We start from the raw sequence: 26,433 nt of genomic DNA on the forward strand, positions 1-26,433 counted from the left end.
CAGGCCTCGCTCCAGTTGCCGTATCCGACGCTGCATCAGGCGCCGCAATCTGCACCATGTCTTGTGAAGGCTTCACCGTTTGTGCATGCGCGTACAGGGAAGCCAAGCCAAGTACCGGGCCGGCAAACCACGTCATATATCGCCCACCCTGGCGAAACTGAGACGCGGTCGCATCCACTCTACGCGTCCTTCGATTGTTCATTTTCACTGTCGTCTCCTCCGAGTTTTCCGCTTTCTGATTGCGGTGTTCAAAGCACCGTTTCACTTCGCAACTCGTCGCCAACGGTAAGTGCATGGCATTTCTGTTTCGTGTGTACTTTGTATCGGTCTTGAAACAGGCAGAGGTGCAACATCGTCCCCGTCGTTCATTGTTTCAACGTTGAAATGGAATACAAACAAAGTCGATACAGTCGCGCGCGATAATCCCACTATGCTGATTTCTATTCGTATTCGACGTACCTAGGACGCATATGCCCAAGCCATCATTTGATTCCGCGTTCTATCGTTTGCTATTCGTGATGCTGGCCATGGTCCTGATGACACAGGCCTGCGCAGCTCTCGTCTTGTGGTGGTTCTACAGCGCCGCAGCGTTCAAGGCGCCTCCGGGCATGAGCGTTCCGCTACAGCTATTTCTGGCCGTGCTGATCCAACTGGTGCCGCTATTGATCTCGTCCTGGATCGGCGCGCGCATGCTCGCGGCACCGTTTCGTTCACTGGCCCAAGGGGCTGCCGAATTGGCGAACCACATCGACGCTTCGCCCATCCAGGAAGCCGGCCCGATCGAAGCGCGGCAGGCGGCACAGGTTTTCAACTCGATGCAAGCGGCCATACGGCGCCAGATGAGTGAGCGAAATCAATTCCTAGCCGCCGTCTCGCATGATCTACGCACCCCATTGACGCGCATGCGGCTACGCCTTCGCACGCTTGAAGACCGGGAGTTGAATGACCGGCTCCAAAGCGACATCGACGAGATGACGCAGTTGTTGGACGCCACGTTGTCGTTCTTGCGGAACGCGGAAGTCGTTGAAGCCTTCAGCCCGGTTGATATCAACGCGCTGGTGGATGCGATTGCGGAAGACGCCGCCGAACGCGGGCAGCGTGTCACCGTCAGCGGCGAGATACGCGCGGTGATGGCGCAACCGCTTGGTTTGAAGCGATGCCTGACGAACCTGGTGGCCAACGCCATCCGATACGGAGAGGAGGCGCATATTCATCTGACTGACGGACCCTCGTTCATCTGCATTGATGTCGCCGATCGTGGCCCGGGTATCCCCGAGGCGCAGTTGTCACGCGTGCTTGAACCGTTCTACCGGCTTGAGAGCTCGCGCAACAAGGACACTGGCGGCACGGGCCTCGGACTGGCCATCGCGAACGACATCGTCAAGCGGCACAACGGATCGCTTGAGCTGCGCAACGATCCGGCCGGCGGACTGGTAGCGACGGTGAGACTGCCGCGCCGGTAGCCCGCGCAGCCGCCGTGTTGCCTGCGGCCGCACTCTCGTGTCGAACGCGATACAGAGTGCTCACAAACTAGCAACAGCCTGTGCCTACAGTGAGGTTTCGATCTCCACGCCCTCTCGTAGGATTCACGATGAAACTATTCACTGCTCAGCTTGCGACCGAAACGAATACGTTCGCGCCCTGCCCCACTGGCTGGGGCGGCTTTGAGGAATCGGGCATCTTCCATGGCGACGCAAGCCTGCGAGCCCCGCAAGGCATGGGGTTCGCCCTTGCCGAAGTGCGGCGACTTGCGGAACGCGACGGGCATGAGATCGTCGAGGGCATTTGCGCAGAGGCGCAACCATCGGGCCCCACGATTCGCGCGGTCTATGAATCGCTGCGGGACGAGATCCTAGGCAAGATCGAAGCAGCGCAGCCGCTTGGCGGCGTGCTCCTGGTACTGCACGGCGCGATGGTGGCCGAGGGATACGACGACTGTGAGGGCGATCTGCTATCTCGGGTGCGAGCCATTGTCGGCCCCGAAGTGCCGATTGCCGCCACACTCGATCCGCACTGCCATTTCACGGAACGCATGCGGCGCTCGGCAGACATCCTGATCGCCTACAAGGAGTATCCGCACACCGATCCCATCGATCGTTTGCGTGAGGCGTATCAACTGCTGCTCGACACCGCGGCAGGCAAGATCCGCCCCACCACAGGTGTGTACGACTGCCGCATGGTTGGGGCCTGGCACACCACCAGTGAGCCAATGGCTACGTTCGTTCAACGCATGAAATCGCTGGAAGGACGGGACGGCGTGTTGTCCGTGTCCCTCGGGCATGGGTTCCCATGGGGCGATGTTCCGGAGGCCGGCGCAAAGTTTTGGGTGGTGACCGACAACAACCTCGCCGATGCGACGGCGCTGGCCACGCAGCTTGGCCACGAATTCTGGGCCCTGCGCGAAGCCACGCGGCCTGCGTGGCTCGACGTCGATATTGGGCTGGACCGCGCCCTGGAGGTTGGCAGCGGCCCCGTCGTGATCGGCGACGTTGCTGACAATCCAGGGGGCGGGGCGCCAGGAGACAACACGGTCATCCTGCGCCGGATCATCGAGCGACAGATCGCAAACGTCGCCATCGGGTGTTTCTGGGATCTCGGTGCGATCCAGATCTGTCACGACGCCGGCGTGGGCGCAACCTTCGATTTGCGCTTGGGTGGCAAATGCGGCGTGGCCTCGGCAGACCCGTTGGACCTGCGCGTGACCGTGCGTGCGCTGTCCGACCAACATACGCAGAGCATTTCGGGATTGACCATTCCGTTTGGGCGAGCCGTTTGGCTCGAGGCCGCCAATGGTGTCGATATTGTTCTGGCCTCGGTACGCAACCAAGTGGTTGGCGTCGACGCGTTCACGGGTCTGGGGATCGATTTTGAAAGCAAGCGCCTGGTTGTCGTGAAATCAACCCAGCACTTTCAAGCCGAATTCGCGCCGCGCGCCAAGGCGATCTTCCATATCGCAGCGCCCGGGGCTGTCACACCGAGCTTCGCCGATCTGAACTATCGGCGTCGCGATCTCAACTATTGGCCCCGCGTGTCGAACCCCTTCGAGGCATAAGCCCGCGAACCGGGCATTTTCAAATCTGTGGCCGTGAAGAGGCCACGCCTTGCTGCTGTCCGGACAAATTCCCTTTGATGCCGATAACAAGCGTGAGTCCTTAGGAAATCAATTTGGCCCGCCCCGTGCCAGTGGCGTGCCGCAAAAGATACCCCTGCATTTCAGCGTCGACACCATCGAGACGCTATATGAATTGGGGTTGTTCTCAGCCACAAGCTGGAAACAGCCCCGTTCCCTTAAACCCGTTCGAACAGAGCGCTTGGGGAGCGCAGGCGTGCGCCGAGGCCGTGGCCGCATGGTCTGCCGTCGCGCTGGCGTCAACGTATCCGCCCTCCCAGGACACAGGCAACGCGTCAGTGCAATTCGAGGCGATCCGCCGTGAGGGGCTCAGAGACTACGGATTGCGTTTTTGAGTCAGGGTGGCCGTCCCGACTTTGGGGCGGGTCGCATAGCTGACGCCGTGCTGCTCCAGGTAGTCGCGAATCAACTGTCGCACCACTTGCGACGGCGTCTGATCTTGCGCCGCGCACAACTTCTCGAAGGACTTCTTCTTCACCGGATCGATCAACACGGTGAGACGCGCAGTCTTGGATTCCATGTGGAGTATCATTGCATGATAATGTCATTATCATTATATACAACCATGCGCCAAAGCACAGCCTGAGACGCGCGTCAGGTGCTCCGCCCCCAGTTCGCGGGAAGCGCCGCGGCCTGCAGCCAGGCGACCGCGAGCCTGTTTGGAATTCACCGTTTTTTTGAGGATGCAGTGGTAGAAGCGACGATCGAGATGACCTGCCTCGTTGGTCTGCAAGGCAGTGGATCTGCGCGGCTGGTACATGCCGCCAGCCAGTTCGATTGCGACATCCTGCTCGTCTGCAACGAGCGCACGGCGAACGCCAAGAATGTCATGGAGGTCATGCGGCTCCCCGCCCGCGCGGGCGCCAAGGTCATGATCCAGGCCGTTGGTCGGGATGACGCCGCCGCAGTGAAAGTCATTGCAGCGCTGCTAAGCGTCTGACTCATCCATACGAACGCTTGATCAAGATCGGCAATTGATATGTCCTACGGCTCCCTTGACGCCTATCTGAAGTTTCTCGCCGAAGCCCCTAACGACGGGACGCCAACGCTGCTGGAAACTGCGCACGAACTGTCGCTCCATTTTGACGTGCATGGGGTACAGAGCCTCATGTCAAGGCGCGACCCAAACAAGTTGGTGCTCGGCTATACCCGAACAATGATGGGCTTTCTGCTCCTGCAACCGGCGCCTGCCCGAATCTCCATGATCGGCTTGGGCGGCGGCTCGTTGGCCAAGTACTGTTACCACCATCTTCCCGATACCAAGGTGGTGGCAATCGAGATCGACCCTGCTGTAATCGCTTTGCGCGATACGTTCCACATTCCCCGCGACGACGACCGCTTCGAAGTGATCTGCGCGGACGGCGCCGAGTATGTCAAAGGACAGGATGCACGACCCGATGTGATTCTGGTCGACGGATTTCTGGCGCATGGCATGGCGGCGCAACTGGGGACTGCAGACTTTTACGCTGCCTGTTACGCGCGCCTTGCCGACGATGGCTTACTGGTTGCCAACTTCCTCGAGAGTGATCGCGATATCCCGTTCTACCTTGAGGAGTTGCACTCGGTTTTCGGCGAGTCGTTCTCCGTTTCGACGTCCGAGGACAGCTGCAACTACACGTTGTTCGCTTGGAAGGGGTCGTGGAAACTTCCGGCGCTGGACACGCTGCTCACGCGTGCGCGCACGCTGGAGATGGAGCACGCTCTGAACTTGCGCTTGGCTGCGCGCCGCCTGAAGCAAAGCAAACGCCTCGCGTCGGACCTCGAATTCTGGCAAGAGCAGGCGAGCAGGCGGGTCGGCGGCGGACGCCAAATCGACCAGAGCTGAAAGCCCTTGCCACGGAAGTGACCACGCCCATTCGCATATGCCGGGGATCGTGTCCACGATGGACGACAACCTTGTGCTCAGCTACGCCTAGCTACACCGATGCATAGCCAAAAAATCAGATTTCTTCGCTCACGAATTCCCACATTCGAGTGCACTCCGGGATGTCACGATTGTTGTGGACCCGTGACAACCTCAACGGAGGAGATGTCGAGGCTTCCCGTTAAGAGCGATGCCGAGCGCGACACTGCGCTGGCAAACCTAAGTTGCCCTCATCTGGATACCAAGGGATGCAGCGTGTATTTGGAGCGCCCGTTGATTTGTCGCTTGTTTGGTACGACTCCAAGGCTTCCCTGCCCGCACGGAAGGCGGCCGGACGAAATGATCGATCCTAAAATTGAACAAAAGATTCAGCGCTTCTTTCTTGAGGTGCGTCACGTGCTGGTCTGAGGCAAGGCGACCGCTGCCGGTAACGACAGACGCAGGCAATCCGCTATCGCAGGCCGCCCTGCACGTTGCGCCCTGAGCGGCTACCGATACTAGAGTCAATCAGGAGAGCGCCTGCGCGGTCATTCCTCCCTGCTTGCCTCGGCATTCCCGCCCGTCACGGGAATGCATCAATCTATTTTTATTGGCTGTAGCCCCGCCGCTCTATGGCGGCTAACACGTCCCACGTTTGCGGATCGACATCGCGTCCCCCGAGCGACATCGATACGTACGCGTCAATCGCATCCACAAAGCCTTTGATGAATGCCGGCGGGAAGGCGTGTGCGGAAAACTGCTGAAGCTGTTCGCGCAGCATGCCCGGGCGGCATTGGCCGTGTGTGCACATGGCGGTGCGTGTGCGCTTGAGATACGCCTGCGCTGCGATTGCGCCGTTCAGGTAGGTGCGGTTTTTGGTGAGCCTGCCTGTGTCGGACGACGTGGGCGGTGGGCTGGGTGATGCGGGTGGAGATGGGTAGGACGCGGGGCGGTGCCCGCTTGGACCATTTGGCATAGAGCCTCCAGAGGTGGTTGAAGGCCCGGCAACTCATCGCCAGACGAGGTGGCGGGCCTGACGGCGGGGCTGGCGAACCGGCTCTCTGGAGCACCGGCAGACCTTGCGGTCTCCCCACCCGGCCCGCCGTAGTGCGTGCGTGGGTGTGCGGAGGCGATGCGCGAAGCATCGTCTCTCCAGAGCCACCAGTGCAGGTCGCCAAACCCGGCTGCCGTTGGTGCGGCAGCGGGATGGATTATAGCGATGGGGGCTCCGTCCAACTTCCGATTCTGTGTCTCCGGCCGCTGGGCTCCAAAGACCGCGCGCGCACTGCGCAATTCGGTCCAATGTGTGCGGCGGTCGGCCCTGGCCGGAGCACATCCGCCCTTCTACTCGCCGCTGTCTTCCTGCAGACGGCCGAGCGCCGCGGTTTTAGGTCCGTGTGTCGACCTCAAACATTCGATCTCGGCAGTCTGAGGGCGACACGTCACCGTCAGACAGTGGTGCATGGCCCGCAGAGGCCCGAACACGGCCCAAAAACATCCGACACATCGGACCTCCGAGACCCAAGCTTGGCCCTCAAACACTCGACGTTGGCCCGTTGAGGCTGACGGTCCACCGTCCGAGGCTCGTAGCCGGCTGTCAGAGGTCGAAATTTTCGAGCTCAGACAGTGGACGGTGAGTGTTTGACACTCGCGCTCCGCCCGCAGACGTTCAAGCCCGACTGTTGGAGGTCGACGTTCGAGCCTCAAAGGCCCGTCATCGGCAGTTTCAGGCCGACGGTTGCCTTTGGACGGGGCAGGTCCGATGCAGGCGAGCCTGTCAGCAATTTCGTGTGAGGGCCGAAGGCCATCGAGACCGCCAAGGCCGCTTCGCCCTTCCTGCATCCCTATGCCGCGGAATGAAGATAAGCCGCCAGCTCTTCGGGCTCGCCCGTCGGGAATGCGTCTTTGAGGTGCTCGAGAAAAGCGGAAACGCGGGCGCTGAGCAACCGCCTGGAAGGATAAAGCGCCCATAGTGCGATATCGGGGCCGTCTACATCGCCCCAATGCACCAACGTGCCGGCCTCCAGATCGTGGGCCACGAGCGACACCGGCAGGCAGGCGGCGCCCACGCCAAGACGGACCGTGTCGCGCACCATGATCAGCGACGACAAGTGTGCGACGGGCCGGATCGCTATGCGCGACTTTCCCCGGGGCCCTGTGACATCCCAGGCGGCGCTTCCAGAGCCGGGGCCGCGAAGGACGGCCGGCGCAACGGTCTTGCCTGATGGCCGCGCCAGTTCCGGCGTTGCCACGACGACGAGGCGATCACGCAAGAAGACGCGTCCGATCAGGCTTTCGTCCGGGTCCGGATTGACCCGAATCACGAGGTCATACCCTTCCTCGATCATGTCGACGCCACGGTCTTCGGTCGTCACCTCCAACTGCACCTCGGGATATTTCAGCGCGAACGTGGCAACCAGCTTGCCCATGGCGATCTGGGAAAAGAGCATTGGCGCGCTGATGCGCAGACGCCCGCGTGGCCGATCGCTTCCTGATGCAATTGCCGCGGCGCTCTCTGCAATCTCGGTGAGCAGCGCGCCGGTACGCTCGTACAGCGCATGCCCTTCCTGTGTGAGCTTGAGCCCGCGAGGCCCGCGCTCAAACAGCCGAAGCTTAAGACTGGTCTCCAGTTCAGACACCCTGCGAGACAGCGTCGCCTTCGGACGCCCGCTCGCGCGCGCGGCCTCGCCAAAGCTTCCATGCCGGGCAACCAAGTTGAAATCGGCAAGCGCAAGCAAATCCATGTGTTCCACCAGTGAGATACCCAGTCTATTTATAGCATCTTCCGGACCACAGATGGATCACCTACCTTAGCTGGGAACCCAACCCACTCAAGGAGTGAACATCATGACCATCCTCGTTACTGGTGCTACCGGCCGCGTCGGCCGCCAAGTCGTCAATCAGCTCGTCAACCGCGGTGCAGACGTGCGCGCACTGGTTCGCGACCCGTCAAAAGCCGACTTCCCGGCCAGCGTGAATGTCGTGCAAGGCGACATGCTGGATCTCGAATCGCTTCGGCGTGCCTTCGTCGGTGTCCGGACGCTGTTCCTGCTCAACGCTGTCGCAGGGGACGAATTCACCCAGGCGCTTATTGCGCTGAACGTTGCCCGCGAATCCGGCGTTGAGCGCGTCGTCTATCTGTCGGTCATGCACGCCGAGCGCTTCGTGAACGTGCCGCACTTTGCGGTGAAGTCCGGCGCAGAACGCATGATCGAGCAGATGGGCTTCAGCGCCACCATCCTGCGTCCGGCTTATTTCATGGACAACGAGCACATGGCCAAGGACGTCATCGTCAACCATGGCGTCTACCCCATGCCGATCGGCAGCAAGGGCATCGCCATGGTCGACACGCGCGACATCGCAGAAGTCGCGGCCATCGAACTGATCCGTCGGGACACGGCACCGGGCAAGCTGCCGATCGAGACCATCAACCTGGTGGGCCCCGACACGCTGACTGGCGCTGAACTGGCCTCCATCTGGTCACAAACCCTTGGCCGCCCGGTCGTCTACGGCGGCGACGATCCAACCGGCTTCGAGAACAACGCGGCAAGCTTCCTGCCCAAATGGATGGCCTATGAGATGCGCCTGATGGCGGAGCGTTATGTCAGCGATGGCATGGTTCCGCAGGCTGGCGATGTCGAGCGTCTGACCCGCATCCTGGGCCGACCGCTGCGCTCGTATCGCGATTTCGCTGCCGCGCTCGCCGGCTGAGCCGGCCAGCGTGGGGCTCGGTCCAACCGGAAAGCCCGGCATGAAAAGCCGCTTGTTGGACTGCAGTTTTCCGGTCTTGTGCCGATTACCAGCGGTGATGGCGTGCCACGCACGCATCAACATCGCCCCAGACAGACCGCATCTCTGCCTCGTCAAACAGGCAGACATGCGGTCTGTCGTTGTGCTCAAGACAACGACATGCCCCTTCGCCCCCTCGCCCGACGGCTGGCCACATCGGCAGGCCACCATCCCTTTATCGTTGGTGCGCTGGGGACGCTGCTGACATTGATTGTCCTGGCAATCAGTGCACTCACACTGTGGGCCAACCGCGAAACGGCCATCGAGCACGCTAACGAAACCTCAAGGAACGTCGCTGCCGTTCTGGCAAGCCACATCTCGCGCACTGTTGAATCGGCAGATCAGTCGCTGCAGACGCTGATCGCCGCACTCGACAAACCCAGCATCCGACACCTCGATCCTGAGGTACAGCACGACCTGCTGTTCAGCCCGACAACCTCTGCCCGGTATGTCACGGGCATGGGTGTTACCGACGACAAGGGCCGGCTCATCGACGGTTGCTGTTCTGTGACGCACCACTGGGATTTCAGCGACCGCGATTACTTCATCGTCCATCGCGACAACGCAAACGTTGGCCTCTACACGTCCGCCGTCTATAAGGCGCGCTCACGCGCAGGCGTGGAGGCCATTGCGCTGAGCCGAAGGATGAACCGCGCCGACGGGACGTTCGCGGGCATCGCACTGGTCGCAATCGATCTGGATTACTTCAAGCAGCTTCTTGAGAAGCTCGATGTCGGGCCGCGTGGCATCACGGCCATTGTCCGCACCGACGGAACGCTGGTGGCGAGAAATCCGCCGCCCGGCGCAGCCCGCGCGCTCAATCTCAGCAAATCGTTGACGTTCCCACGCATGGTGAACCAAGAGTCCGGCTTCTACGTAGCACCGTCGACCAGCGACGGCGTGCTGCGCCTCTATACGTTTCAACGTGTGCCGGGTACACCCTTCATCGCCGTGGTGGCCCCGGCAATGAGCGATGCGCTTGCGCCGTGGCAGCGGCTGTCGTGGATCGTGGGGTTGTCGTCGCTGTCGGTGAGCCTGGCGTTCTGCGCAGGCGTATGGCTGCTGGCTTTTGCGCTGCGCGGGCGCGTGATGGCCGAAAGCCACCTGCGCGAGCTTACGCAAACCGACCCGCTGACCGGCCTGAAGAACAGGCGCGCGCTGGATGTCGCACTGGAGAACGAGTGGGATCGCCTGCAACGGAATGACAGTCGCCTATCCGTGCTGTTTGTCGATGCCGATCACTTCAAACGCTACAACGACGCGCACGGGCATGCCCAGGGCGACTCCGCGCTCCAGTACCTCGCCCACTGCATTTCCAAGCATGCGCGTCGACGCGGCGACCTTGCAGCCCGATACGGCGGTGAAGAGTTCGTGGTGTTGTTGCCCGATACGGGCGAAGCCGGCGCCAGGCAAATCGCTGAAGCGATACGTGCCGAAGTCGAAGGAAACCGCACTGCAGAAGGCAGCCCAGGCTTGGCTCCCTTCACAGTGAGCGTCGGTTGCGCTACGGCGCGCCGCTCGAGCTTCCCGTCTCTGGATGCAGTGACCAAGGCCGCGGACGATGCGCTCTACGAGGCCAAGCGCAAAGGGAGAAACCGCGTTGACTACGCGACAACTCCGTAGCCTCTCAGGCAGGGCTGCTCGCGGCTATCGCCCGCGAGCAGCCCCCGCATAAGCGCCACGCGCGGGTTATTGCAGCGTGGCCCCTCCCCCGCCGAGATACAGACCCAGCAGGCGCGCAAACTGGCCACCGTCGGTGTTGATCGTCGTCTGGTACGTGCCGCCCGAGCCGAAGACGACCGCGAAGGTATGGCCGTCGCCGTATTCCTGTGTGTTGCGCAGCATGTAGTCGACGCGGTTATCGCGATAGTGCTGGTTCGTGCCGCCCGGCGTGCTGGACGGCACACCCAGCGGCGTCTGCCACCACAGAATGGGCAGCCCATTGCCCAATGCGGTTCGGTAGTCCAGGTAGCTGCTTTGCGACTGATGGAAATTGGGCGTGTTGACGTTGGCCTCGTCCCAGTAGAAGGTGCCACTGCGGCCCGTGCATTCCGACACCGCGGCAACTTCGAGGCAGCCGGCGTCACGGTCGCTGGTCTGGGCGACGATAAAGTCGGCTTGGTGCGCGCCCGCAGCACGCATTCCCACCCCAACCGCAGTTGGCGATCCCGACCAGAACGCCGGCGGGAAGCCAATCAGCGCCTTGGGTGCGATCTGGCGCGCCATCTGCACCAGACACTGCCCGATGCCGGCGGCTGTGTTGGGCAGGCTGCTGCATTCGGGCTGGCTGCTCACCACCGCGGCCATCTGCGTCGGATCATGGTTCGGGGCCTGCGCCCACACGTAGCCCCAGAAGTCGGGCTCCAGGTTGACCAGTACAGGCGCGTTCAGGGCGGCAATGCGTTGATACATCAATCGCGCCTGGCTCCAATACGTGTTCATGAACGTTGTGTCAGTGATGCCGCTGAGGTTGCCGTCACCGTTCTGGGCCATCTGATAGAAGGTGAACATCGGCGTTGCGCCATAGGCCTGAGCGGCCTGCGCGCTGTACGTGATGTAGGCACCGTCAGGGCTGTTCCAGTAGGGCCACGAGCCAGGTCCCGCGCCTACGAGGTAGACGTCGATGATGTCCGGCCGAATGCCCTGGCTTTGCATGTCCGAAATCGACTGGCCTGAACCCAGGCCGACGAGCACGCGCGAAGGTTTGCCCAACTTGGCGACGAGTGCGGCGCTGGCCGACTGGGTGGATGTACTGCCGCCGGTAGTTCCACCTCCAGTTCCGCCGGTCTGGCCACCTGTGGTACCGCCAGTGGTGCCTCCGTTGGTACCGCCTTGTGTTCCAGTGCCACTGCCTGTCGTGCTACTGCCCTGCGTGCTATCGGCCCCGCCGCCACAGCCAAATAGCGCGAATGCAATCGCGGCAGCGGCAATCCATCGTTGAGAAAACACGGTCATCGAAAAAATATCCTTGAAAGAAAAGGTGTATCTGGTTGCCGGGGCCTCCATCGGGCCCGTGGCAATCAACTCGCCATGAGCGACGCAATCTGCGCAGCGCTGAGCGCACCGCGATAGAGGCGGAAATCGTCGATCCGGCCACTGAAGGTCGGGTCTGTGCTGTATTGCGATTTGCCCAGCCAGTTCTGTGTGGTGCTCTCCAGGCGGAACGGTGCCTGGAACATGGCTGTGTTGGTGCTTACGGCGGCACCGTCCACGTACAGCGTGCCGGTGGAGCCCGAGAGCGTCACGGCAACATGCACCCATCGCTTGCTGGGCAGCTCGGTGGGGGCGTCGATGATCTGTTCCGGAGGGCCATCGCCGGGGCCATTGGCCGTCATGGCAAAGCGCATGCCGGCCCAGCCGCTGCGCAACTGCCCGCGGGGCGTCAACATCATGTAACGGTGAAAGCCCGTTCCGAAGTCGAACAGGCGGGCCCAAGTTTGTGAGCCATCCCAGAACACCCACGCCGCGATGGTGAAGTCCGACACATCGACCAGGAGGTCGTTGGGCAACGCCACGTAGGCGCCCGAGCCGTTAAGCGAGACCGCGTTGCTGCTGCGTCCGGCACCCCATGCCGCACCGTTGAGCGAGCCGTTGCGCCCGTTACCGGAGCTATCGGCTGCGGTGGTGCCGCTGCCCTCATCAAAGGCGAGATGCGCAAGCAGCTGCACCGCCGTGATTGCTTTCACCTCGTTGGAGACAGTGGATTCACCGCTAATCGTTTGCGCTGTCACGACATAAAAATACGTGCCTGCAGCGGGCGGCGTATCGGTGTAGGTCAGCAGATCGGTGACGCCGCTGCGGATGGTGGTGTACGGACCGCCGGCAATCGTGGCGCGCTTGACGTTGTAGCTGGTGGCGTTGCTGGTGCCCCACCACGACAACACAACCTTGCCCGCGCTGGCATAGCCCGTGAGGCCACTCGGCGCCGCTGCGGGTGTTCCTGGGTCGAGCGTGCACGTGAGCGTGCCATAGCCGAGCTGATCGAAGCCGCCACTGTTCGGGCCGTAGTTGCCGCCACCGCCTTCCGGCACCACGAGGTCAGCCGCGCGCTTGGTGTAAGGCGCCGCAAGACCTTTCCGGTTGATGTAATGGTTGGCCACCAGCGCCCAGCACGGGCGGCCCAGGGCAGCGCCCTGCCCTCCGGTTGAAAACTGCGTCTGGATGACGCCGGCGCTGTTCTGGTACGTGACAAAGGGCACGGTATAGAACGTGCCGTCCGGCTGCGTCAGGTTGGCTTTGGCGACGTATTCGGCGCCCGCCAGGAAGCGGTTGTTGTCATAGCCGTACAGGTCAATGCCCTGATTCCACGCCATCTCGCAAATGGCACCGGTCAATGCAATGCCGAGCGTGCTGTGGCCCTGATCGCGGCCGGCTTCCTGCCATTGCCCGAGGTTGCCGGGGTGCATGTAATACACGGCCTGCCGGATACAGCCGTTGCTGCCACCGGTCTTGAAATGGGTGATGGCCTCGTTGACGAGATCGGCATCGTCACACAGCACTCCAATGGCCAGAATGCACGCGATGTTGGCCAAGCCCCAGTTGGCCCAGTAGTGCGTATCCATGGCCGTGTCGATACGCGTCAGAAAAGCGTGGCTGACGGGGTAGAAGACCTTGCGCATCATCGCCTGGAACGCGGCCAGGCCGGCCGGGCTCCAGCCGCTGTAGCTGCGCATGATTTCGGCCGCGTTGGCGAACTCGTAGCCATAGATGCCGGCGGCCAACGCCACGTCGCTGCCGCCCAGCGTTGTCAGCGTCGAGGCCCACTGGTCCAGATACTCGATGGCTTTGTCGGCGTATTGCTTGTCGTTCGACACTTTCCAGCGCAGCGCGTCGCCATAGGCAGCCGCGATGTCGTGGTAGAGCGTGCCGTAGTTCTGGCCATGCGTCGGGTCATTGCCCCGGTAGATGGCGGCTTGCGGATTCGGCTTGTTCGTCAGGCGAGTATGGCCATTCGCAACCAGCACGTTCCAGCTATCGATCCAAGGGGACGCGTGGGCCCCCACTTTGGTGCGCATGCGCGCGAAATCGGCTTCTGTATGCAGCAGGCCTGGATGCGTGAAGCTCTGGATCTGCACGGCCCCGCTGGGCGGCGCAACGGGCGTCTTGTTGATCGGGGCGCCCGGCGCGGTGGTGCTCCCGCCTGTCGTTGTCGCAGGGGCGACGCTCGCAGCGTCGGCATCATCGCCCCCGCCCCCGCAACCGGCCACCAGCGAGGCTCCCAGCCCCATCACGAAGTGTCGGCGCGAAATTTTCGTGATGCTGCACGGCTGGCAAACCGCTTCCAACAGCGGCTCCCCTGGCACCTGCTTGTTGCTCATACACCCTCCCAACTTTTTTTGTTGTCGTCAAACCGTGCGCAAGGCTGCACGAACCGTGCCACACCCCCTACGAAAGAGGGGTGACGCGGCTTGGTGCGACATGTGACACGAAGCGTCAGCACAGTTCAATGCATTGGCAGGTTTGATGAGCTTTTTTGATAAAGCGGGGATGTGCTTTCCGGCATGGTTGCTTGCGCAAATGGGCGTATCACCGTGACAGCAGCATCGTTTTCGCCCTTCTCCGCCCCGTGTCACCGCGTGATAAATCGCGCAAAATGCTGCGCATCTGAGATGTGGAGGCAGGCGGTGGGCATCAACTTCGACTTGACGGACTTGCAGGCATTTCGCGCGGTGGTGGAGTTGGGTAACTTCCGAAAGGCCGCCGAGGCGATCAGCATTTCCCAGCCCGCACTGAGCCGTCGGATCGATAAGCTCGAGAGCGCGCTGGGCGTGCCCCTGTTCGAACGCACCACACGCAGCGTCACGCTCACCACCGTCGGGCGCGTGTTTGCGCGCAGTGCTGAACAATTGCTCGACGACCTGGACGTCGCCCTGCTCGGCATCCGCGACGTTTCATCGAGCCGCCTCGGGCACGTGACCATCGCATGCGTGCCGTCGGTGGCCTATTACTTTCTGCCGAACCTCATTGCGACGTATCACCGGCGCTTTCCACGCATTCGGGTGAAGCTGCTGGATGCAAGCGCGAACGAAGTGCTCAGTGCCGTCATCAACGGAGAGGCAGATTTTGGCGTGAGCTTTATGGGCAGCCAGGAGCCCGAGATCGAATTCAAGATGCTGCTGCAGGAGCGGTTTGTTGCAGCGTGCCGGCGCGATCATCCGCTCGCCCGCAAGAAGCGCGTGACGTGGAACGAGCTGTACGCACACGAATACGTGTCAGTGGACAAGACCTCCGGCAACCGGCTGCTGCTCGATCAGGCGCTGTCAGCCGTGGCGCCGCGTGCGCCAAGCGTTTGTGAGACGCGGCACGTCACCACCATGCTGGGGTTGGTTGAAGCGGGCCTTGGCGTTGCTGCGGTGCCGTCGATGGCCATGCCGGGGCATGACCACCCGATTCTCACGAGCGTGCCGCTGGTGGAGCCGGTGGTGAACCGGCGCGTAGGCATAGTGAAGCGGCGCGGCCGTGCGCTGACACCAGCCGCCGAGGAATTTCACCGGATGATCATTGAAGCGAAGCGCGGCAGGATGGCGAGCGATGCATAGCATGGGCCGCTTGGCCCATCGCCCCGTCGCCCCGTTTCAATTCAATGTGCAGTCACCGAATCGAGCCCGGTCGATTTCACGTCTGCCTGCACGCCGGGCGAAGCAAGGTAGTCAAGTAGCGCCTTCGCTTCCTTCGGATGCTGTGCCCCAACGGGGATGCCCGCAGCAAAACGCGTAACCGACTGCAACGACTCCGGGATCTTTCCCACGAAGGCGGCACCCTGCACCGGCAGGAGCTCGCTCACTTGCTGAAAGCCGATTTCGTAATCGCCGGTGGCCACCACCGAGGCCACCGGAATGCGCGGGATCATCTTCGCCTTCGCCTTGACCTGCTCTTCAATGCCGAGCTTCTTGAACAGCTCGCGCTCGATATAAACGCCACTCGCGCTATCCGAGTAGGCAATCGACTTGGCATGCAGCAGCACCTGCTTGAGCGCCTCTGGCGAGCTGATGTCGGGCTTGGCCGCGCCTTCGCGCACAACCACGCCGATGCGCGAGTCGGCCAGTTCCACGCGTGAGTCTGGAATGACCTTGCCTTGCTTGATCAGATCGTCGAGTGCGTAGCCGACCATGATGACGGCGTCGGCAGGCTCACCGCGCGCGAGCCGATTCGGAATCGCTTCGGGCGATTTGCCCATCGAGGGTCCAAGCGCGGTGTTGAGCGTGTTGCCCGTCTGCGCTGCAAATTTCGGCCCGAGCACCTTGTAGGCGGCGGTGAAGCCACCGGAGCTCATGACGTGCAGCTCGGCAGCCTGAACGTTGACCGCAATAGCCGAGGTGGCGACAAGCGCGGCTGCGCACAGCTTCAGAAACAGAGTCTTCATGGTGAGGGTCATGCCAGGTCGTACGTGTTTGTGAATATGCGGAACGCGCTGTGCGTCAGTGCGCCGGTGCCAGCACCACCGCACGGCGACGATACAGCGTCAACGTCGCCAGGAGCGCGCACACGGCGGCAAAACTCATCCAGTAGCCGGGGGCGGCCTTGTCGCCCGTCATGTGGATGGCGGCCGTCGAGATAGCGGGGGTAAAGCCGCCAAACACTGCCGTCGCAAGGCTATAAGCGAGCGAGAACCCTGCAACGCGCACCTGCACTGGCATCACTTCTGTGAGCGCGACAACCATCGCACCGTTGTAGATGCCGTACATGAACGACAGCCACAACAGCACGAGCAGCATGTTCATGAAGCTCGGCGCGTGAGCAAGGAACGACAGCGCCGGGTACGCGGTGGCAATGGTTAGCATCGTCATGCCGATCAGCAGCGGCCGGCGGCCGATCCTGTCGGAAAGCACACCACCAATCGGCAGCCAGACGAAGTTCGACACCCCTACGCAGAGCGTGACGAGCAGGCTGTCTGCCGTGCTCAGGTGCAGGACCGTTTTACCGAACGTCGGCGCATAGACGGTGATGAGGTAGAAGCTCGTGGTGGTCATCGCCACGAGCATCATGCCGGCGATAACGACGCCCCAGTTTTGCACCAGCGTGCTGAATACGTCCTTCATGCTCGGACGATGCTTGCGGGCCTTGAACTCCTGCGTTTCCTCAAGATTGCGGCGCAGCGCGAAGATGAACGGCACGATCATGCAACCGACGAAGAACGGCACGCGCCAGCCCCATGCGGCGATGGCCGGTGCACTCAGCCATTGGTTGAGCGCAAACCCCAGGCCCGCTGCCACGACGATGGCCACCTGCTGGCTGGCGGACTGCCAACTCGTGAAGAAGCCCTTGCGGCCGGGCGTGGCCATCTCGGCCAGATACACCGATACACCACCCAACTCGGCACCCGCCGAGAAGCCCTGCAGGAGACGCCCGAGCAACACGAGTGCAGGCGCCAGAAGGCCGATCGTGGCGTAGCCGGGAACAAACGCGATCAGCACGGTCCCGCTTGCCATGATGGACAGTGTGACGATCAAGCCCTTTCGGCGGCCGACATCGTCAATGTACGCACCCAGCACGACGGCGCCCAGCGGCCGCATGAGGAACCCGGCGCCAAAAACGGCGAAGGTCATCATCAGCGAGGCGAACTCACTCTGGGCGGGAAAGAAGACGTTGGCGATCTGCGTGGCGTAGAAGCCAAACAGGAAGAAGTCGAACTGCTCCAGGAAATTCCCGGCGGTGACGCGGAAGACCGCGGCGGCCTTTGATTGCCCGGTCGAAAGGCTGGACTGGGGGTGCATCGAGGTGTCTCCTGGAAGCCAAAAAAAGAATACGCCGTCGAACGGCGTTTTGTCGTTTTGGCAATATTCACCGGGAGACCGAGAAACGAGAAGTGCAATTTTCGGAAGGATTGATGTGCTCAGGTTATCAATCCTCGTACCGCTCCTCATGAGGGGTTGCCGCGGAGGCGAGTCACGAAACTCGCCTCCACATGACAAGCACGCTCGCTTACTGCTTGGCGGGTTCAGCGTACACGCGCTTGGCGAACGTCGCGATCGCATCCGCCATCGCCTTGGGCTGTTCGGGTGCAAATGCGTGGCCTGCATTCGGCACCACAACCACCGTCACACGATCACCCAGCATCGATTTCAGCACCTGCGAGAAGCGTCGCGGTGCCACTGCGTCGTGTTCTGCCTGCAAGTCCAGGATTGGCGCGTTCCCGGCCGCAAAGTACGCATCGACCGGCGTCACGTTGCGGGCATGGGACTCGGCCTCATGCGTCTCTTCATGCCAGCCACCGAGCCAGACGCGCGGGTCGTTGCCCGGTGCAAAGAAGGCTTTCCGCAGGTATTCCAGCCGCTGCTCTTCCGACAGATGCATGTCACCTGCGCCGTCGATAGCCTTGCGCATCTCTGCGTTGATGGGTTTCTCGGTCGAGCCCGGCGGTACCTTGCCGGCGGAAGCTGCCACCAGAACCACGCCACGCACCAGCTCGGGGCGATCCACCGCCACCATGCGCGCCGGGAAGTTGCCCCAGGCGTGGCCGACCACCACGGCCGGCCCTTGCTTCTCGTGCTCGATCACCGCAGCCACATCGGCGGCGAAGGCGTGCATGTCCAGATTCGCCATCGGACCCTTGCTCTGGCCAATGCCACGCGGCTCGGGGCGCAACACGCGAAAGCCATCGGCGACGAGCCTGTCTGCAACCTGGTCGTAATCGCGCCCCGAACGGCCCAGCGACGGCAGGATGACGATCAATGGGCCTTTGCCCTGCCGCATCACCTCGATCTGCACGTTGCTGTACTTGACCAGTTCACGATCGATCTGGCCGGCATCCGTTGCCGCCAGCGCAGAGAAGGAAAGCATGGCCGCGGCCAATGCGGTACAGCCGTACTTGATCAGTTTCATGATGTTCTCCTTGGTGTGGATAGGCATGCCGCGCGGATGCGCCGGCGCGCGTGTTGTTGTGTAGACGGAATCAGGACGCGCCCGCATAGACACGTCGGGCGAAGCGCGCGATGGCGCGGCTCATCGCTGCGGGTTGCTCAGGCGCCATGGCGTGCCCGGCGTTGGAAATCACCTCGACGGTCACGCGGTTGCCCAGCATGGGCTTGAACACGTTGGGTACGACCACCGCGTCGTACTGCGCCTGGAGATCGAGCATGGGCACCGTGCCGCCGGCAAAGTACGCATCCACAGGTGTGACGTTGCGGGCGTGGGCCTGTGCATGGTGGGTATCGGGATACCAACCGCCCAGCCACGGCTTCGGGTCGTGACCCGGAGCGAAGAACGCCTGACGCAGATAGTCCAGACGCTTTGCCTCAGGCAGCGCGAGGTTGCCGGAGCCATCAATCGCTTCGCGCAACCGGCCATAGGGCTTTTCGTTGGAGCCGGGCGGCAGCTTGCCGGCAGAGGCTGCAGCCATGACAAGGCCGCGTACCAAGTCCGGCCGATCCACCGCCAGCATGCGCGCCGGCTGGCTGCCCCAGGCATGCCCCACCACGACAACGGGCCCCGTCTTTTCCTGATCGAGCACGGCGGCAACGTCGGCCGCAAACGCATGCATGTCGAGATTGGCCATCGGGCCCTTGCTTTGGCCAATGCCGCGCGGTTGCGGACGCAGGACACGCAGCCCATCCGCAGCAAGCAGGCGGGCCACCTCGTCGTAGTCTTCAGCGCCGCGCCCCAGCGACGGCAGGATGACAACGGTCGGCCCACTTCCCTGGCTCAGGGTTTCGATCTGCACATCGCCGTGGCGGACGAGCTTTCGCTGCACGTCTGGACTGGTTTGTGTCGACGTGGCGCAGGCGGACATCGTCAGAATTAATGCGGCGCCCAGAAGGCACTTCTGCAACGTCATGGAGTCTCCTTGTTCCGGGATCTGGCCCGGTTGTTGTTTGTTTCGGGCAGCAGTTGCCCCTCGCGGCTGGAAACCCACCGCGATGCACCGGACAACCGCAACGGATCGGGCTATTTCTATTTGGTGGAAATCGGATCGAGCCCCGTCTGGATCAGCTTGGCGGCGACTTCCGGAGAACGCAGATACGTGATGAGACCTTCGGCGGCCTGGCGCTCCTTGGCATCCTTTGCCACTGCAACGGCAATCACGCTCGTCTTCTGCACTTCAGCAGGCAGTGGCCCCACATATTGGATGCCGTCGAATGCCCGCAGCTCACTGATCTGCTGCAGGCCCAGATCCGCCTCGCCGCGCTCAAGCGCCGAGCCGACCAGCTCCTTGCCCCGGATCAGCACGCTCTTGGCTTTCATCTGCTCGGCAATCCCAAGACGCTCGAACAGCGTGCCGGTGATGTAGGTACCGCTCGCCCCTTCGGAAAATGCCACCGACTTGGCCGCCAACAAGGTTTGCCGCAGATCGTCAACGGTCTGGATATTCGGCTTGGGCAAGCCCTTGCGCACCGCCACGCCCACACCTGACGCCACCAGGTCAACGCGCGACTCAGGAATGAAGCGCCCTTGCTTCACTTGGTCCGTCAAGGCGGCGCCGATCATGAAGCACACATCCATCGGCTCGCCGTTCTTGATTCGCATCGGCAAGGCGTCGGGCGAGGTGCCATAGGACGGTCCCCACGCGATGACCAGATGGTTGCCCGACTGCTGCTCATACGCCGGTATGACCTTCTCGAAGGCGGCGTGCAACGCGCCGGTCGCCAGCACGTGGACATCGGCGGCCCACGCGGCACTAGTGGCGGCAATGAGGGGAATTGCACAGAGGCTGCGCACCGCAAAGCGGCGCATGGTGGATTGGATTGGCATGTCTTGTCTCCTCGTTCGTTATTGGTGTGGGGTACAGGGCTAGACCGCCCCGCGTGTATTCACGTACAGGGCATAGAGCGATGTGGTGGACGCCATGAACAGGCGATTGAGGTGTCGGCCGCCGAAGCATAGGTTCGCGCAACGCTCCGGCAGTGCGATGTGACCGATCGCGGTGCCGTCGGGGGCGAACACGCGCACGCCATCAAGCTCCGCCGTGCCCGTGCCCCAGCCGCACCACAGGTTGCCGTGCACATCGACACGGAAGCCGTCCGGCGCACCGTCCGCAGCATCGATCAGCACACGGCGATCGCCCAGCGCTTTGCCGTCGACCACATCGAAGGCGAGGATCTCGCGCGGCCGCGCACGCGATGCCACCACGTAAAGCGTGCGTTCATCCGGCGAGAACGCCAATCCGTTGGGGCCGAGCACATCGTCGGCAACACAGTCCAATCGTCCGCATGGGTCGATCCGGTAGATGCTGGCCGGCAACTGCGGCTCGGCAATCTGGCCCATGTAGTCACTCACTAGGCCGAACGGCGGATCGGTAAACCACACCGCGCCGTCACTGGCAACGACCACATCGTTCGGAGAATTGAGCGGCTTGCCATCGAACTCGCTGGCCAACACGGTGATGCTGCCGTCGTATTCCGTGCGCGTGACGCGGCGCTGACCATGCTCGCAGGCAATCAACCTGCCCTGCCTGTCGCGCGTCAGACCGTTGGCTTTGTCTGAGGGCGCGCGGTATGTCGCCACTGCGCCGGACGCCTCATCCCAACGCAAGATGCGATCGTTCGGCAAGTCGGTCCAATAGAGCGCCCCTGCATCGCCAAACCACACGGGGCCTTCTGCCCAGCGGCAGCCCGTCCAGAGCCGTTCGACCTTTGCGTGCGGCAAACGGTAGTGCTCGAATCTCGGGTCCAGGATGCGCACCGCGGGGTCGGGTGTACGCAGGCTCGGTTGCCATCCATCGTTACTCATCGCTGGCCCTCCTTGACGCGTGTCAGCAGCACCAGAGAAAGCAGCGTTGCCAGCACCAACATGGCACCCATGCCAATCAGCCCCGCCTTGAACGAGCCCGTCGCATCTTTGAGCCAGCCCACCATGTACGGGCCAAACAACCCGCCAAGACTGCCCACCGAGTTGATGAATGCCAGCCCGCCCGCAGCGGCCTGCTTATCGAGGAACGTGGCTGGAATGCTGTAGAAGCAGGTGCGCACGGACGACAGCCCGACCACCGCCACCGTCAATCCGAGCATGGCCGGCACCAGCGCATCGGACGCCACCGACGCAAAGAAGCCCAGCGCCGCCACCGCACAGGTGATAACCAGATGACGAACGTAGCGCTGCGTGCGGGCCACCACACGTGCCCAGCCCAGCATCACCAAGGCGCCGACGACGTAGGGCAGTGCGGTAGCAAAGCCCACCTGCGTGTTCGAGAGGTGATGCGTCTTCAAGATGGTCGGCATCCACACGCCAATGCCGAGAATGCCGATGATGTAGCTGAACAAGATTCCCGTCAGCAGCCAGACACGCGCGTCTTTGAGGGCGGGCCCGAGGCGATGCTCAACCGCTGTGCTGCGCTCCCGCTCGATGGCAGCCGCCAGGGCGGCGCGCTCCTCCGCTGTCAGCCATGTTGCGTTATCCGGGCGATCGGTCAGCATGCGCAGGCACAGCACGCCCAGCACGCAGGCCGGCAACCCCTGCAGGATGAAGAGCCATTGCCAGCCGTGCAGCCCGAGCCAACCGTCCAGCTCCAGCATCGATACCGACAACGGCCCACTGAACACCGACGACAACGGAATCGCGGCTAGGAACCAGCCCATCATGCGTGTGCGATAGCGCGACGGAAACCACAGCGTCAGATAGAAGATGACGCCGGGGAAGAAGCCCGCCTCGCCAATACCAGCGAGCAAGCGGATCGCCGCATAGCTATTGGGGCCGACAGCCAGGCTCGTGGCGGCGGCAAACAGGCCCCATGTGATCATGATCCGCGCCAGCCAGCGGCGCGCGCCATAGCGATACAGCGCCAGGTTGCTCGGCACCTCGAACAGGCAATAGCCAACATAGAAGATGCCGGCAGCCAGGCCGAACTGGGCCGCACTCAAACCCAGATCGCGGTTCATGGTCAGCGCGGCAAAGCCGACGTTGGTCCGATCGAGATAGTTGACAAAGTAAGCTAGCGCCAGCAGCGGAACCAGGCGCCAGGCAGCCTTGCGGCAGGCGCTCTGCTCAGCAGAGTGCTCTGCCTGGGTGGCATCGATCAACGTGGCTTGCATGGCGATGCCTCAGAAATAGAGCCGCTGCGGGTTATGGACCAACACAGCTTCAGCTGCTTCGGCGCCGCAGGCTTCCTGCACGAACGCGAGCAGGCTGCTGTCGTCGGGCACGTCGCCTTTGATGTTGGGATGCGGCCAGTCCGTGCCCCAGATGGCCCGCTCGGGCGCCGCTTGCACCAGCCGCCTGACCAGGGGCAGCGCTGCAGTCCAGGGCGGCGCTGCGCCTTGCATCAGGCGGTCGACTCCCGACAACTTGATCCACCGATTGTCTTGACGCAGATGACGCTCCAGCTCCCGCATGGCAGCTTCGTCCAGCGGTCGGGTCGCATCCTGCCGGGCCATGTGGTCGATCACCAGCGGCACGTCGAGGTCTTCCCACGCGTTAAGCACCAGCAGAAGCTGATCCAGTTGCCCATGGAGCAGCACGTGCCAACCCATCGGCCCGACACGCTCGGCGAGTTCGCGCAAGCGGCCCAGATCACGATCGCCCGGCAGGTGACCCATGAAGTTGAAGCGGATGCCACGCACGCCGCCTTCATGCAGTTCACGCAGGGCGTCGTCACTCGTGGTGTGGTCGACCAGCGCGACGCCGCGATAGCGCCCTTTCGTCATCGCCAGCGCTGACAGCAGCGCACGGTGATCCGACTGGTAGCACGCCGCCTGCACCAGCACACCGTGCGTAACGCCTAGTTGCTCATGCAGCGCAAGCAGTTGCGTCATCGGGGCTTCTGCCGGTCGATACGACGCGTCGGCCGGCAGCGGGAACGCGTCCCAGGGCCCGTAGATGTGCGTATGGCAATCCCACACGCCGCCGTTCAGTTCGCCTTGCATGGTCAGTCGCACCGAGCCGTCATGCCGCCGTCGACCACGACTTCGGTACCTGTGACAAAACGCGCCTCGTCAGAAGCCAGGAACAGCGCGGCATGCGCGGTATCACGCCCGTCGCCCATGAAGCCAAGCGGAATGCGGGCAAGGCGGCTTTCCAGCAGCTTGTCGACATCGCCGCCGGAGCGCTGGCCAGCCAGGCGCACTTCCACCATAGGCGTATGCAATTGCCCCGGCACCACGGTGTTCACGCGAATGCCCTTCTTCGCATACTCGACCGCCACCACCTTGGAGAGCTGGATCACGCCGGCCTTGCACGCGGCGTAAGCCACTTGCGCCGAGCCCGTCCAGCGGATCCCGGATGTCGACGCCGTATTGACGATGGCGCCACTGCCCTGTGCTTCCATCACGGGCAGCACGTGCTTGCAGGTGAGGTAAACACTCTTGAGGTTGAACGCGACCTGGGCATCCCACTTGTCTTCCGACAACGCCACAGGGCCGCCGGCAGCGGAGCCACCAACGTTGTTCACCAGGATATCGACGCGGCCGTATTGCTCCACGCAGGCATCGACCATGCCTTTGACGGCCGTGGTGTCGGTCACGTCGCAGGTGTACGGTGTGACCTCACCACCCGCCTCGCGCACGCGGCGCAGCGTTTCTTCCATGGCATCGAAGCTCTTGTCGACGGCGAATACGCGCGCTCCAGCCATCGCAAACAGCACGGCCACAGCGCGGCCGTTGCCCCAGCCCGGCCCGACGCAGCCCGCGCCGGTCACGATGGCCACCTTGCCTGCCAAACGGCCCGCAGCCGTGGCTTGTTCAAATTCGGTCGTTGCTTGCACAGTGAATTCCTCGTTGCTTATTGCCGTTACATCGGCAGTTGCGTCGGCAGTTCCGGCGTCGCACCGGCCGGCGCGGGCACGTTGAATGCCTTGATGGTCATGGAGATGAGCGTGTAGTAGCCCGCAATGCCCACCAGATCGACCACGCCGTCTTGCCCGATGGCGCCAACCAGCTCGGCGTACAGGCCGTCGTCCACTTCGCGCTTGGCATGCAGTTGCGTCAGGAAGGCGAAGACGAGCGCCTCGTCGCGCTGCGCGAACGCCGGGTTCATGCCATCACGAATGGCGTCGATCACCACCGGCGACACACCGGCTTCCAGCGCGAACGGCTTGTGCGCGGCCCATTCGTATTCCGCCAGCCAGTAGCGGCCCATGAACAGGATGGCCAGCTCGGACAGGCGCGGCGGCAGGCTGCTGTCGTAGCGGCAGTAGCGTCCGAGTGCCTGTGCGCGGTCGGCCAGCAGCGGGCGATGCAGCCAGACGGCCAACGGGCCGCGCACACCCTTGCGGGGGCCGTTGGCAATGGCGTCGTAGACGGCGCGCTGGTCTGCGTCCAGCGCATCAGGATCGAGGGCGGGAATGCGTTGCATGTTGATGTTGTTCAGTGGCTTAGTGAGTCAGCGCGTCCTGCGCCACCGCAGCCTGTGCGGCGGGCTTCTGCAGCTTGAGGAGAGAAGAACGGGCCTGCCCGCCGGTCTCGCGCTGGAAAGCTTCGGCGTCGAACGCACCTTCCCAGCGGGCGATGGCGAACACCGCCACGGTGTTGCCCACCACGTTGACGAGCGCAGTGGCAATCGCCATCACGCGGTCGATACCGAACAGCAAACCGAGGCCGGCCACGGGCAGCGAGCGCACCGATTGCAGCGTGGCCGCCAGCTTGACGAACGCCCCGCCGGCGACCGTGGTCCCGCCCTTGGAAGTGAGGCTCAGGATGGCGAGCAGCCCGAGTTGCTGCCACAGCGAGAACGGCGTGTCCGTCGCCTGCGCAATGAAACCCACGGCGATGGCCATGTAGATGGAGGTGCCGTCGAGGTTGAAGCTGTAGCCGGCGGGCAGTACGAAACCGACTACGGCCTCATCACAACCTGCGCGTTGCAGCTTCTCCACCAGGCGCGGGAAGGCCACCTCGCTTGATGCCGTGCCGAAGATCAACAGCATCTCGTCGCGAATCAGCTTGAGGACGCTGAAATACGGCAGACCGATCATCCACGTAATCGAGCTGAGCACGCCGAACACAAACAGCAGCGACGCGGCGTAATACAGCACGATGACCTTGAGCAGATAGAGCAGCGTCACGCCGCCATAGCTGCCCACGGCTGCAGCCATGGCGCCAAACGCGCCGAGCGGTGCCAGCTTCATGATGAAGCCGAGCATGCGGAACAGCACCTTCTGCGCTTCGTCCATGCCACGCAACAGAACCGAGTCCGGCCCCACCGAGAGGTTCAGCGCCAAGCCTGCCAGGATCGAGATGATCAGCACCTGCACGATGTCGCCCTTGGCAAAGGCATCGACCAGCGTGTGTGGAATCAGGCTGAGCAGATAGTTGACGGCCGAGATGCCGCCGGCGCCGCTTGTGGCTTTCACCGCATCAGCGCTTTCTGCAAGGTTGGTGGCATGCAGCCCCACACCGGGCTCGAACACGTTGACGAGCACAAAGCCCAGCACCATGGCCACCGTACTGACTACCTCGAAGTACACCAGCGACTTCACGCCCATGCGGCCCAGCATGCGCAGGTCGCGCACATGCGCCAGTCCCTGCACGAGCGTGCAGAAGATGATCGGGGCCAGCATCATCTTCAGCAGCGCGATGAACGCCTGCCCGATGGGTTTCATGGCAACGGCCCACTGCGGTGCAGCGATGCCGAGGACGACCGCACACGCCAGGCCGATCAAGACCTGCACGTGCAGCTTCTTCAGATGTTTCATGGTGTCTCCTGCGTCCAGTCATTCACCGCTCTGCCGCTACCAGGCGGCACCAGCGTGCTGGACTTGTCTTGCTTGAAAGGCGGTCGTCACTGGGGGCGTGAACGCCGCTGGCCG

24 protein-coding genes are annotated in these 26,433 nt (G+C 62.7%); 8 read left to right on the plus strand and 16 right to left on the minus strand.

Features of this window, described 5'->3' with window-relative positions; translation table 11 throughout:
• The first annotated feature begins 518 nt into the window (after nucleotides 1-518).
• Both ACEN9T_RS21440 and ACEN9T_RS21445 read left to right on the plus strand, forming a co-directional pair.
• Complete coding sequence (locus ACEN9T_RS21440) at nucleotides 519-1,463, plus strand: ATP-binding protein (RefSeq protein ID WP_413706998.1); 945 nt, start codon at nucleotides 519-521, stop codon at nucleotides 1,461-1,463.
• A 128-nt stretch (nucleotides 1,464-1,591) separates the two neighbouring features.
• Nucleotides 1,592-3,052 carry a M81 family metallopeptidase gene (locus ACEN9T_RS21445; protein ID WP_413706999.1) on the plus strand — a complete coding sequence of 487 codons (1,461 nt, stop codon included), beginning with the start codon at nucleotides 1,592-1,594 and terminating at the stop codon, nucleotides 3,050-3,052.
• A 394-nt stretch (nucleotides 3,053-3,446) separates the two neighbouring features.
• Here ACEN9T_RS21445 and ACEN9T_RS21450 read toward each other — a convergent pair whose 3' ends face one another.
• Nucleotides 3,447-3,650 carry a ribbon-helix-helix protein, CopG family gene (locus ACEN9T_RS21450; protein WP_024976466.1) on the minus strand — a complete coding sequence of 68 codons (204 nt, stop codon included), beginning with the start codon at nucleotides 3,648-3,650 and terminating at the stop codon, nucleotides 3,447-3,449.
• A 78-nt stretch (nucleotides 3,651-3,728) separates the two neighbouring features.
• On the opposite strand from ACEN9T_RS21450, the gene ACEN9T_RS21455 reads away from it, so the two are divergent.
• The 3 genes from ACEN9T_RS21455 (at nucleotide 3,729) to ACEN9T_RS21465 (ending at nucleotide 5,402) form a co-directional block, all read left to right on the plus strand.
• Nucleotides 3,729-4,070, plus strand: a complete 342-nt coding sequence (locus tag ACEN9T_RS21455; RefSeq protein ID WP_254775658.1) for an HPr family phosphocarrier protein — start codon at nucleotides 3,729-3,731, stop codon at nucleotides 4,068-4,070.
• A gap of 39 nt (nucleotides 4,071-4,109) precedes the next feature.
• Nucleotides 4,110-4,955, plus strand: coding sequence for a fused MFS/spermidine synthase (locus ACEN9T_RS21460; RefSeq protein ID WP_413707000.1), 846 nt, complete (start codon nucleotides 4,110-4,112; stop codon nucleotides 4,953-4,955).
• Nucleotides 4,956-5,054: 99 nt separating this feature from the next.
• Complete coding sequence (locus ACEN9T_RS21465; RefSeq protein ID WP_413707001.1) at nucleotides 5,055-5,402, plus strand: YkgJ family cysteine cluster protein; 348 nt, start codon at nucleotides 5,055-5,057, stop codon at nucleotides 5,400-5,402.
• A gap of 178 nt (nucleotides 5,403-5,580) precedes the next feature.
• On the opposite strand, the gene ACEN9T_RS21470 is transcribed toward ACEN9T_RS21465, so the two are convergent.
• Together ACEN9T_RS21470 and ACEN9T_RS21475 are read right to left on the minus strand one after the other, a co-directional pair.
• Nucleotides 5,581-5,949 carry a hypothetical protein gene (locus tag ACEN9T_RS21470; protein WP_413707002.1) on the minus strand — a complete coding sequence of 123 codons (369 nt, stop codon included), beginning with the start codon at nucleotides 5,947-5,949 and terminating at the stop codon, nucleotides 5,581-5,583.
• Between the two features lie 868 nt (nucleotides 5,950-6,817).
• Nucleotides 6,818-7,717: a LysR family transcriptional regulator gene (locus ACEN9T_RS21475; protein ID WP_413707003.1), complete on the minus strand. Its 900-nt coding sequence runs from the start codon at nucleotides 7,715-7,717 to the stop codon at nucleotides 6,818-6,820.
• A 103-nt stretch (nucleotides 7,718-7,820) separates the two neighbouring features.
• Between ACEN9T_RS21475 and ACEN9T_RS21480 the strand changes: the two genes are divergently transcribed.
• Together ACEN9T_RS21480 and ACEN9T_RS21485 are read left to right on the plus strand one after the other, a co-directional pair.
• Nucleotides 7,821-8,684, plus strand: a complete 864-nt coding sequence (locus tag ACEN9T_RS21480) for an SDR family oxidoreductase (protein WP_413707004.1) — start codon at nucleotides 7,821-7,823, stop codon at nucleotides 8,682-8,684.
• A 198-nt stretch (nucleotides 8,685-8,882) separates the two neighbouring features.
• The gene (locus ACEN9T_RS21485; protein ID WP_413707005.1) at nucleotides 8,883-10,385 is read left to right on the plus strand and encodes a diguanylate cyclase; all 1,503 of its coding nucleotides are present in this window, start codon (nucleotides 8,883-8,885) and stop codon (nucleotides 10,383-10,385) included.
• A 66-nt stretch (nucleotides 10,386-10,451) separates the two neighbouring features.
• Here ACEN9T_RS21485 and ACEN9T_RS21490 read toward each other — a convergent pair whose 3' ends face one another.
• A complete protein-coding gene (locus ACEN9T_RS21490) occupies nucleotides 10,452-11,717 on the minus strand; it encodes a hypothetical protein (RefSeq protein ID WP_092977040.1) in 1,266 nt (421 codons plus the stop codon).
• Nucleotides 11,718-11,782: 65 nt separating this feature from the next.
• On the minus strand, nucleotides 11,783-14,080 hold the full coding sequence (locus ACEN9T_RS21495) for a LamG-like jellyroll fold domain-containing protein (protein WP_413707006.1): 2,298 nt from the start codon (nucleotides 14,078-14,080) through the stop codon (nucleotides 11,783-11,785).
• A 306-nt stretch (nucleotides 14,081-14,386) separates the two neighbouring features.
• Between ACEN9T_RS21495 and ACEN9T_RS21500 the strand changes: the two genes are divergently transcribed.
• Entirely contained in the window at nucleotides 14,387-15,301 is a 915-nt protein-coding gene (locus tag ACEN9T_RS21500; protein WP_413707007.1) for a LysR family transcriptional regulator, read from the plus strand.
• A 41-nt stretch (nucleotides 15,302-15,342) separates the two neighbouring features.
• On the opposite strand, the gene ACEN9T_RS21505 is transcribed toward ACEN9T_RS21500, so the two are convergent.
• From ACEN9T_RS21505 to ACEN9T_RS21555, 11 genes are all read right to left on the minus strand, one after another.
• Complete coding sequence (locus ACEN9T_RS21505) at nucleotides 15,343-16,125, minus strand: substrate-binding domain-containing protein (protein ID WP_092977073.1); 783 nt, start codon at nucleotides 16,123-16,125, stop codon at nucleotides 15,343-15,345.
• Nucleotides 16,126-16,180: 55 nt separating this feature from the next.
• Entirely contained in the window at nucleotides 16,181-17,476 is a 1,296-nt protein-coding gene (locus ACEN9T_RS21510) for an MFS transporter (protein ID WP_092977043.1), read from the minus strand.
• Between the two features lie 208 nt (nucleotides 17,477-17,684).
• Nucleotides 17,685-18,584, minus strand: a complete 900-nt coding sequence (locus ACEN9T_RS21515; protein ID WP_092977076.1) for an alpha/beta fold hydrolase — start codon at nucleotides 18,582-18,584, stop codon at nucleotides 17,685-17,687.
• A gap of 70 nt (nucleotides 18,585-18,654) precedes the next feature.
• The gene (locus ACEN9T_RS21520; protein ID WP_254775752.1) at nucleotides 18,655-19,536 is read right to left on the minus strand and encodes an alpha/beta fold hydrolase; all 882 of its coding nucleotides are present in this window, start codon (nucleotides 19,534-19,536) and stop codon (nucleotides 18,655-18,657) included.
• 116 nt (nucleotides 19,537-19,652) lie between these two features.
• Nucleotides 19,653-20,450, minus strand: coding sequence for a substrate-binding domain-containing protein (locus ACEN9T_RS21525; protein ID WP_413707008.1), 798 nt, complete (start codon nucleotides 20,448-20,450; stop codon nucleotides 19,653-19,655).
• Nucleotides 20,451-20,489: 39 nt separating this feature from the next.
• Nucleotides 20,490-21,428, minus strand: coding sequence for an SMP-30/gluconolactonase/LRE family protein (locus ACEN9T_RS21530; protein WP_413707009.1), 939 nt, complete (start codon nucleotides 21,426-21,428; stop codon nucleotides 20,490-20,492).
• On the minus strand, nucleotides 21,425-22,726 hold the full coding sequence (locus ACEN9T_RS21535) for an MFS transporter (RefSeq protein ID WP_092977052.1): 1,302 nt from the start codon (nucleotides 22,724-22,726) through the stop codon (nucleotides 21,425-21,427). Before ACEN9T_RS21535 ends, ACEN9T_RS21530 begins: the two co-directional genes overlap by 4 nt.
• Nucleotides 22,727-22,735: 9 nt before the next feature.
• Nucleotides 22,736-23,557: an amidohydrolase family protein gene (locus ACEN9T_RS21540; RefSeq protein WP_092977055.1), complete on the minus strand. Its 822-nt coding sequence runs from the start codon at nucleotides 23,555-23,557 to the stop codon at nucleotides 22,736-22,738.
• Nucleotides 23,558-23,559: 2 nt separating this feature from the next.
• Nucleotides 23,560-24,393 carry an SDR family NAD(P)-dependent oxidoreductase gene (locus tag ACEN9T_RS21545; protein ID WP_092977058.1) on the minus strand — a complete coding sequence of 278 codons (834 nt, stop codon included), beginning with the start codon at nucleotides 24,391-24,393 and terminating at the stop codon, nucleotides 23,560-23,562.
• Between the two features lie 26 nt (nucleotides 24,394-24,419).
• Nucleotides 24,420-24,983 (minus strand): carboxymuconolactone decarboxylase family protein, encoded by a 564-nt coding sequence (locus ACEN9T_RS21550; protein ID WP_092977061.1) that lies wholly within the window; start codon nucleotides 24,981-24,983, stop codon nucleotides 24,420-24,422.
• A gap of 19 nt (nucleotides 24,984-25,002) precedes the next feature.
• The gene (locus ACEN9T_RS21555) at nucleotides 25,003-26,319 is read right to left on the minus strand and encodes a cation:dicarboxylate symporter family transporter (RefSeq protein ID WP_092977064.1); all 1,317 of its coding nucleotides are present in this window, start codon (nucleotides 26,317-26,319) and stop codon (nucleotides 25,003-25,005) included.
• Nucleotides 26,320-26,433 lie beyond the last annotated feature (114 nt).

It is taken from the genome of Ralstonia sp. Ralssp110, assembly GCF_047325135.1.
GTDB lineage: Bacteria > Pseudomonadota > Gammaproteobacteria > Burkholderiales > Burkholderiaceae > Ralstonia > Ralstonia mojiangensis.

What these genes read in the sequence shown, in the direction of transcription:
- ACEN9T_RS21440 (WP_413706998.1), top strand. Translation starts at nt 519, where the DNA reads ATGCTGGCCATGGTCCTGATGACACAGGCCTGCGCAGCTCTCGTCTTG.
- ACEN9T_RS21445 (WP_413706999.1), top strand. Translation starts at nt 1,592, where the DNA reads ATGAAACTATTCACTGCTCAGCTTGCGACCGAAACGAATACGTTCGCG.
- ACEN9T_RS21490 (WP_092977040.1), bottom strand. Translation starts at nt 11,717, where the DNA reads ATGACCGTGTTTTCTCAACGATGGATTGCCGCTGCCGCGATTGCATTC.
- ACEN9T_RS21515 (WP_092977076.1), bottom strand. Translation starts at nt 18,584, where the DNA reads ATGAAACTGATCAAGTACGGCTGTACCGCATTGGCCGCGGCCATGCTT.
- ACEN9T_RS21510 (WP_092977043.1), bottom strand. Translation starts at nt 17,476, where the DNA reads ATGCACCCCCAGTCCAGCCTTTCGACCGGGCAATCAAAGGCCGCCGCG.
- ACEN9T_RS21555 (WP_092977064.1), bottom strand. Translation starts at nt 26,319, where the DNA reads ATGAAACATCTGAAGAAGCTGCACGTGCAGGTCTTGATCGGCCTGGCG.
- ACEN9T_RS21550 (WP_092977061.1), bottom strand. Translation starts at nt 24,983, where the DNA reads ATGCAACGCATTCCCGCCCTCGATCCTGATGCGCTGGACGCAGACCAG.
- ACEN9T_RS21475 (WP_413707003.1), bottom strand. Translation starts at nt 7,717, where the DNA reads ATGGATTTGCTTGCGCTTGCCGATTTCAACTTGGTTGCCCGGCATGGA.
- ACEN9T_RS21540 (WP_092977055.1), bottom strand. Translation starts at nt 23,557, where the DNA reads ATGCAAGGCGAACTGAACGGCGGCGTGTGGGATTGCCATACGCACATC.
- ACEN9T_RS21495 (WP_413707006.1), bottom strand. Translation starts at nt 14,080, where the DNA reads ATGAGCAACAAGCAGGTGCCAGGGGAGCCGCTGTTGGAAGCGGTTTGC.
- ACEN9T_RS21525 (WP_413707008.1), bottom strand. Translation starts at nt 20,450, where the DNA reads ATGCCAATCCAATCCACCATGCGCCGCTTTGCGGTGCGCAGCCTCTGT.
- ACEN9T_RS21450 (WP_024976466.1), bottom strand. Translation starts at nt 3,650, where the DNA reads ATGGAATCCAAGACTGCGCGTCTCACCGTGTTGATCGATCCGGTGAAG.
- ACEN9T_RS21465 (WP_413707001.1), top strand. Translation starts at nt 5,055, where the DNA reads ATGCATAGCCAAAAAATCAGATTTCTTCGCTCACGAATTCCCACATTC.
- ACEN9T_RS21460 (WP_413707000.1), top strand. Translation starts at nt 4,110, where the DNA reads ATGTCCTACGGCTCCCTTGACGCCTATCTGAAGTTTCTCGCCGAAGCC.
- ACEN9T_RS21530 (WP_413707009.1), bottom strand. Translation starts at nt 21,428, where the DNA reads ATGAGTAACGATGGATGGCAACCGAGCCTGCGTACACCCGACCCCGCG.
- ACEN9T_RS21535 (WP_092977052.1), bottom strand. Translation starts at nt 22,726, where the DNA reads ATGCAAGCCACGTTGATCGATGCCACCCAGGCAGAGCACTCTGCTGAG.
- ACEN9T_RS21485 (WP_413707005.1), top strand. Translation starts at nt 8,883, where the DNA reads ATGCCCCTTCGCCCCCTCGCCCGACGGCTGGCCACATCGGCAGGCCAC.
- ACEN9T_RS21470 (WP_413707002.1), bottom strand. Translation starts at nt 5,949, where the DNA reads ATGCCAAATGGTCCAAGCGGGCACCGCCCCGCGTCCTACCCATCTCCA.
- ACEN9T_RS21520 (WP_254775752.1), bottom strand. Translation starts at nt 19,536, where the DNA reads ATGACGTTGCAGAAGTGCCTTCTGGGCGCCGCATTAATTCTGACGATG.
- ACEN9T_RS21505 (WP_092977073.1), bottom strand. Translation starts at nt 16,125, where the DNA reads ATGAAGACTCTGTTTCTGAAGCTGTGCGCAGCCGCGCTTGTCGCCACC.
- ACEN9T_RS21480 (WP_413707004.1), top strand. Translation starts at nt 7,821, where the DNA reads ATGACCATCCTCGTTACTGGTGCTACCGGCCGCGTCGGCCGCCAAGTC.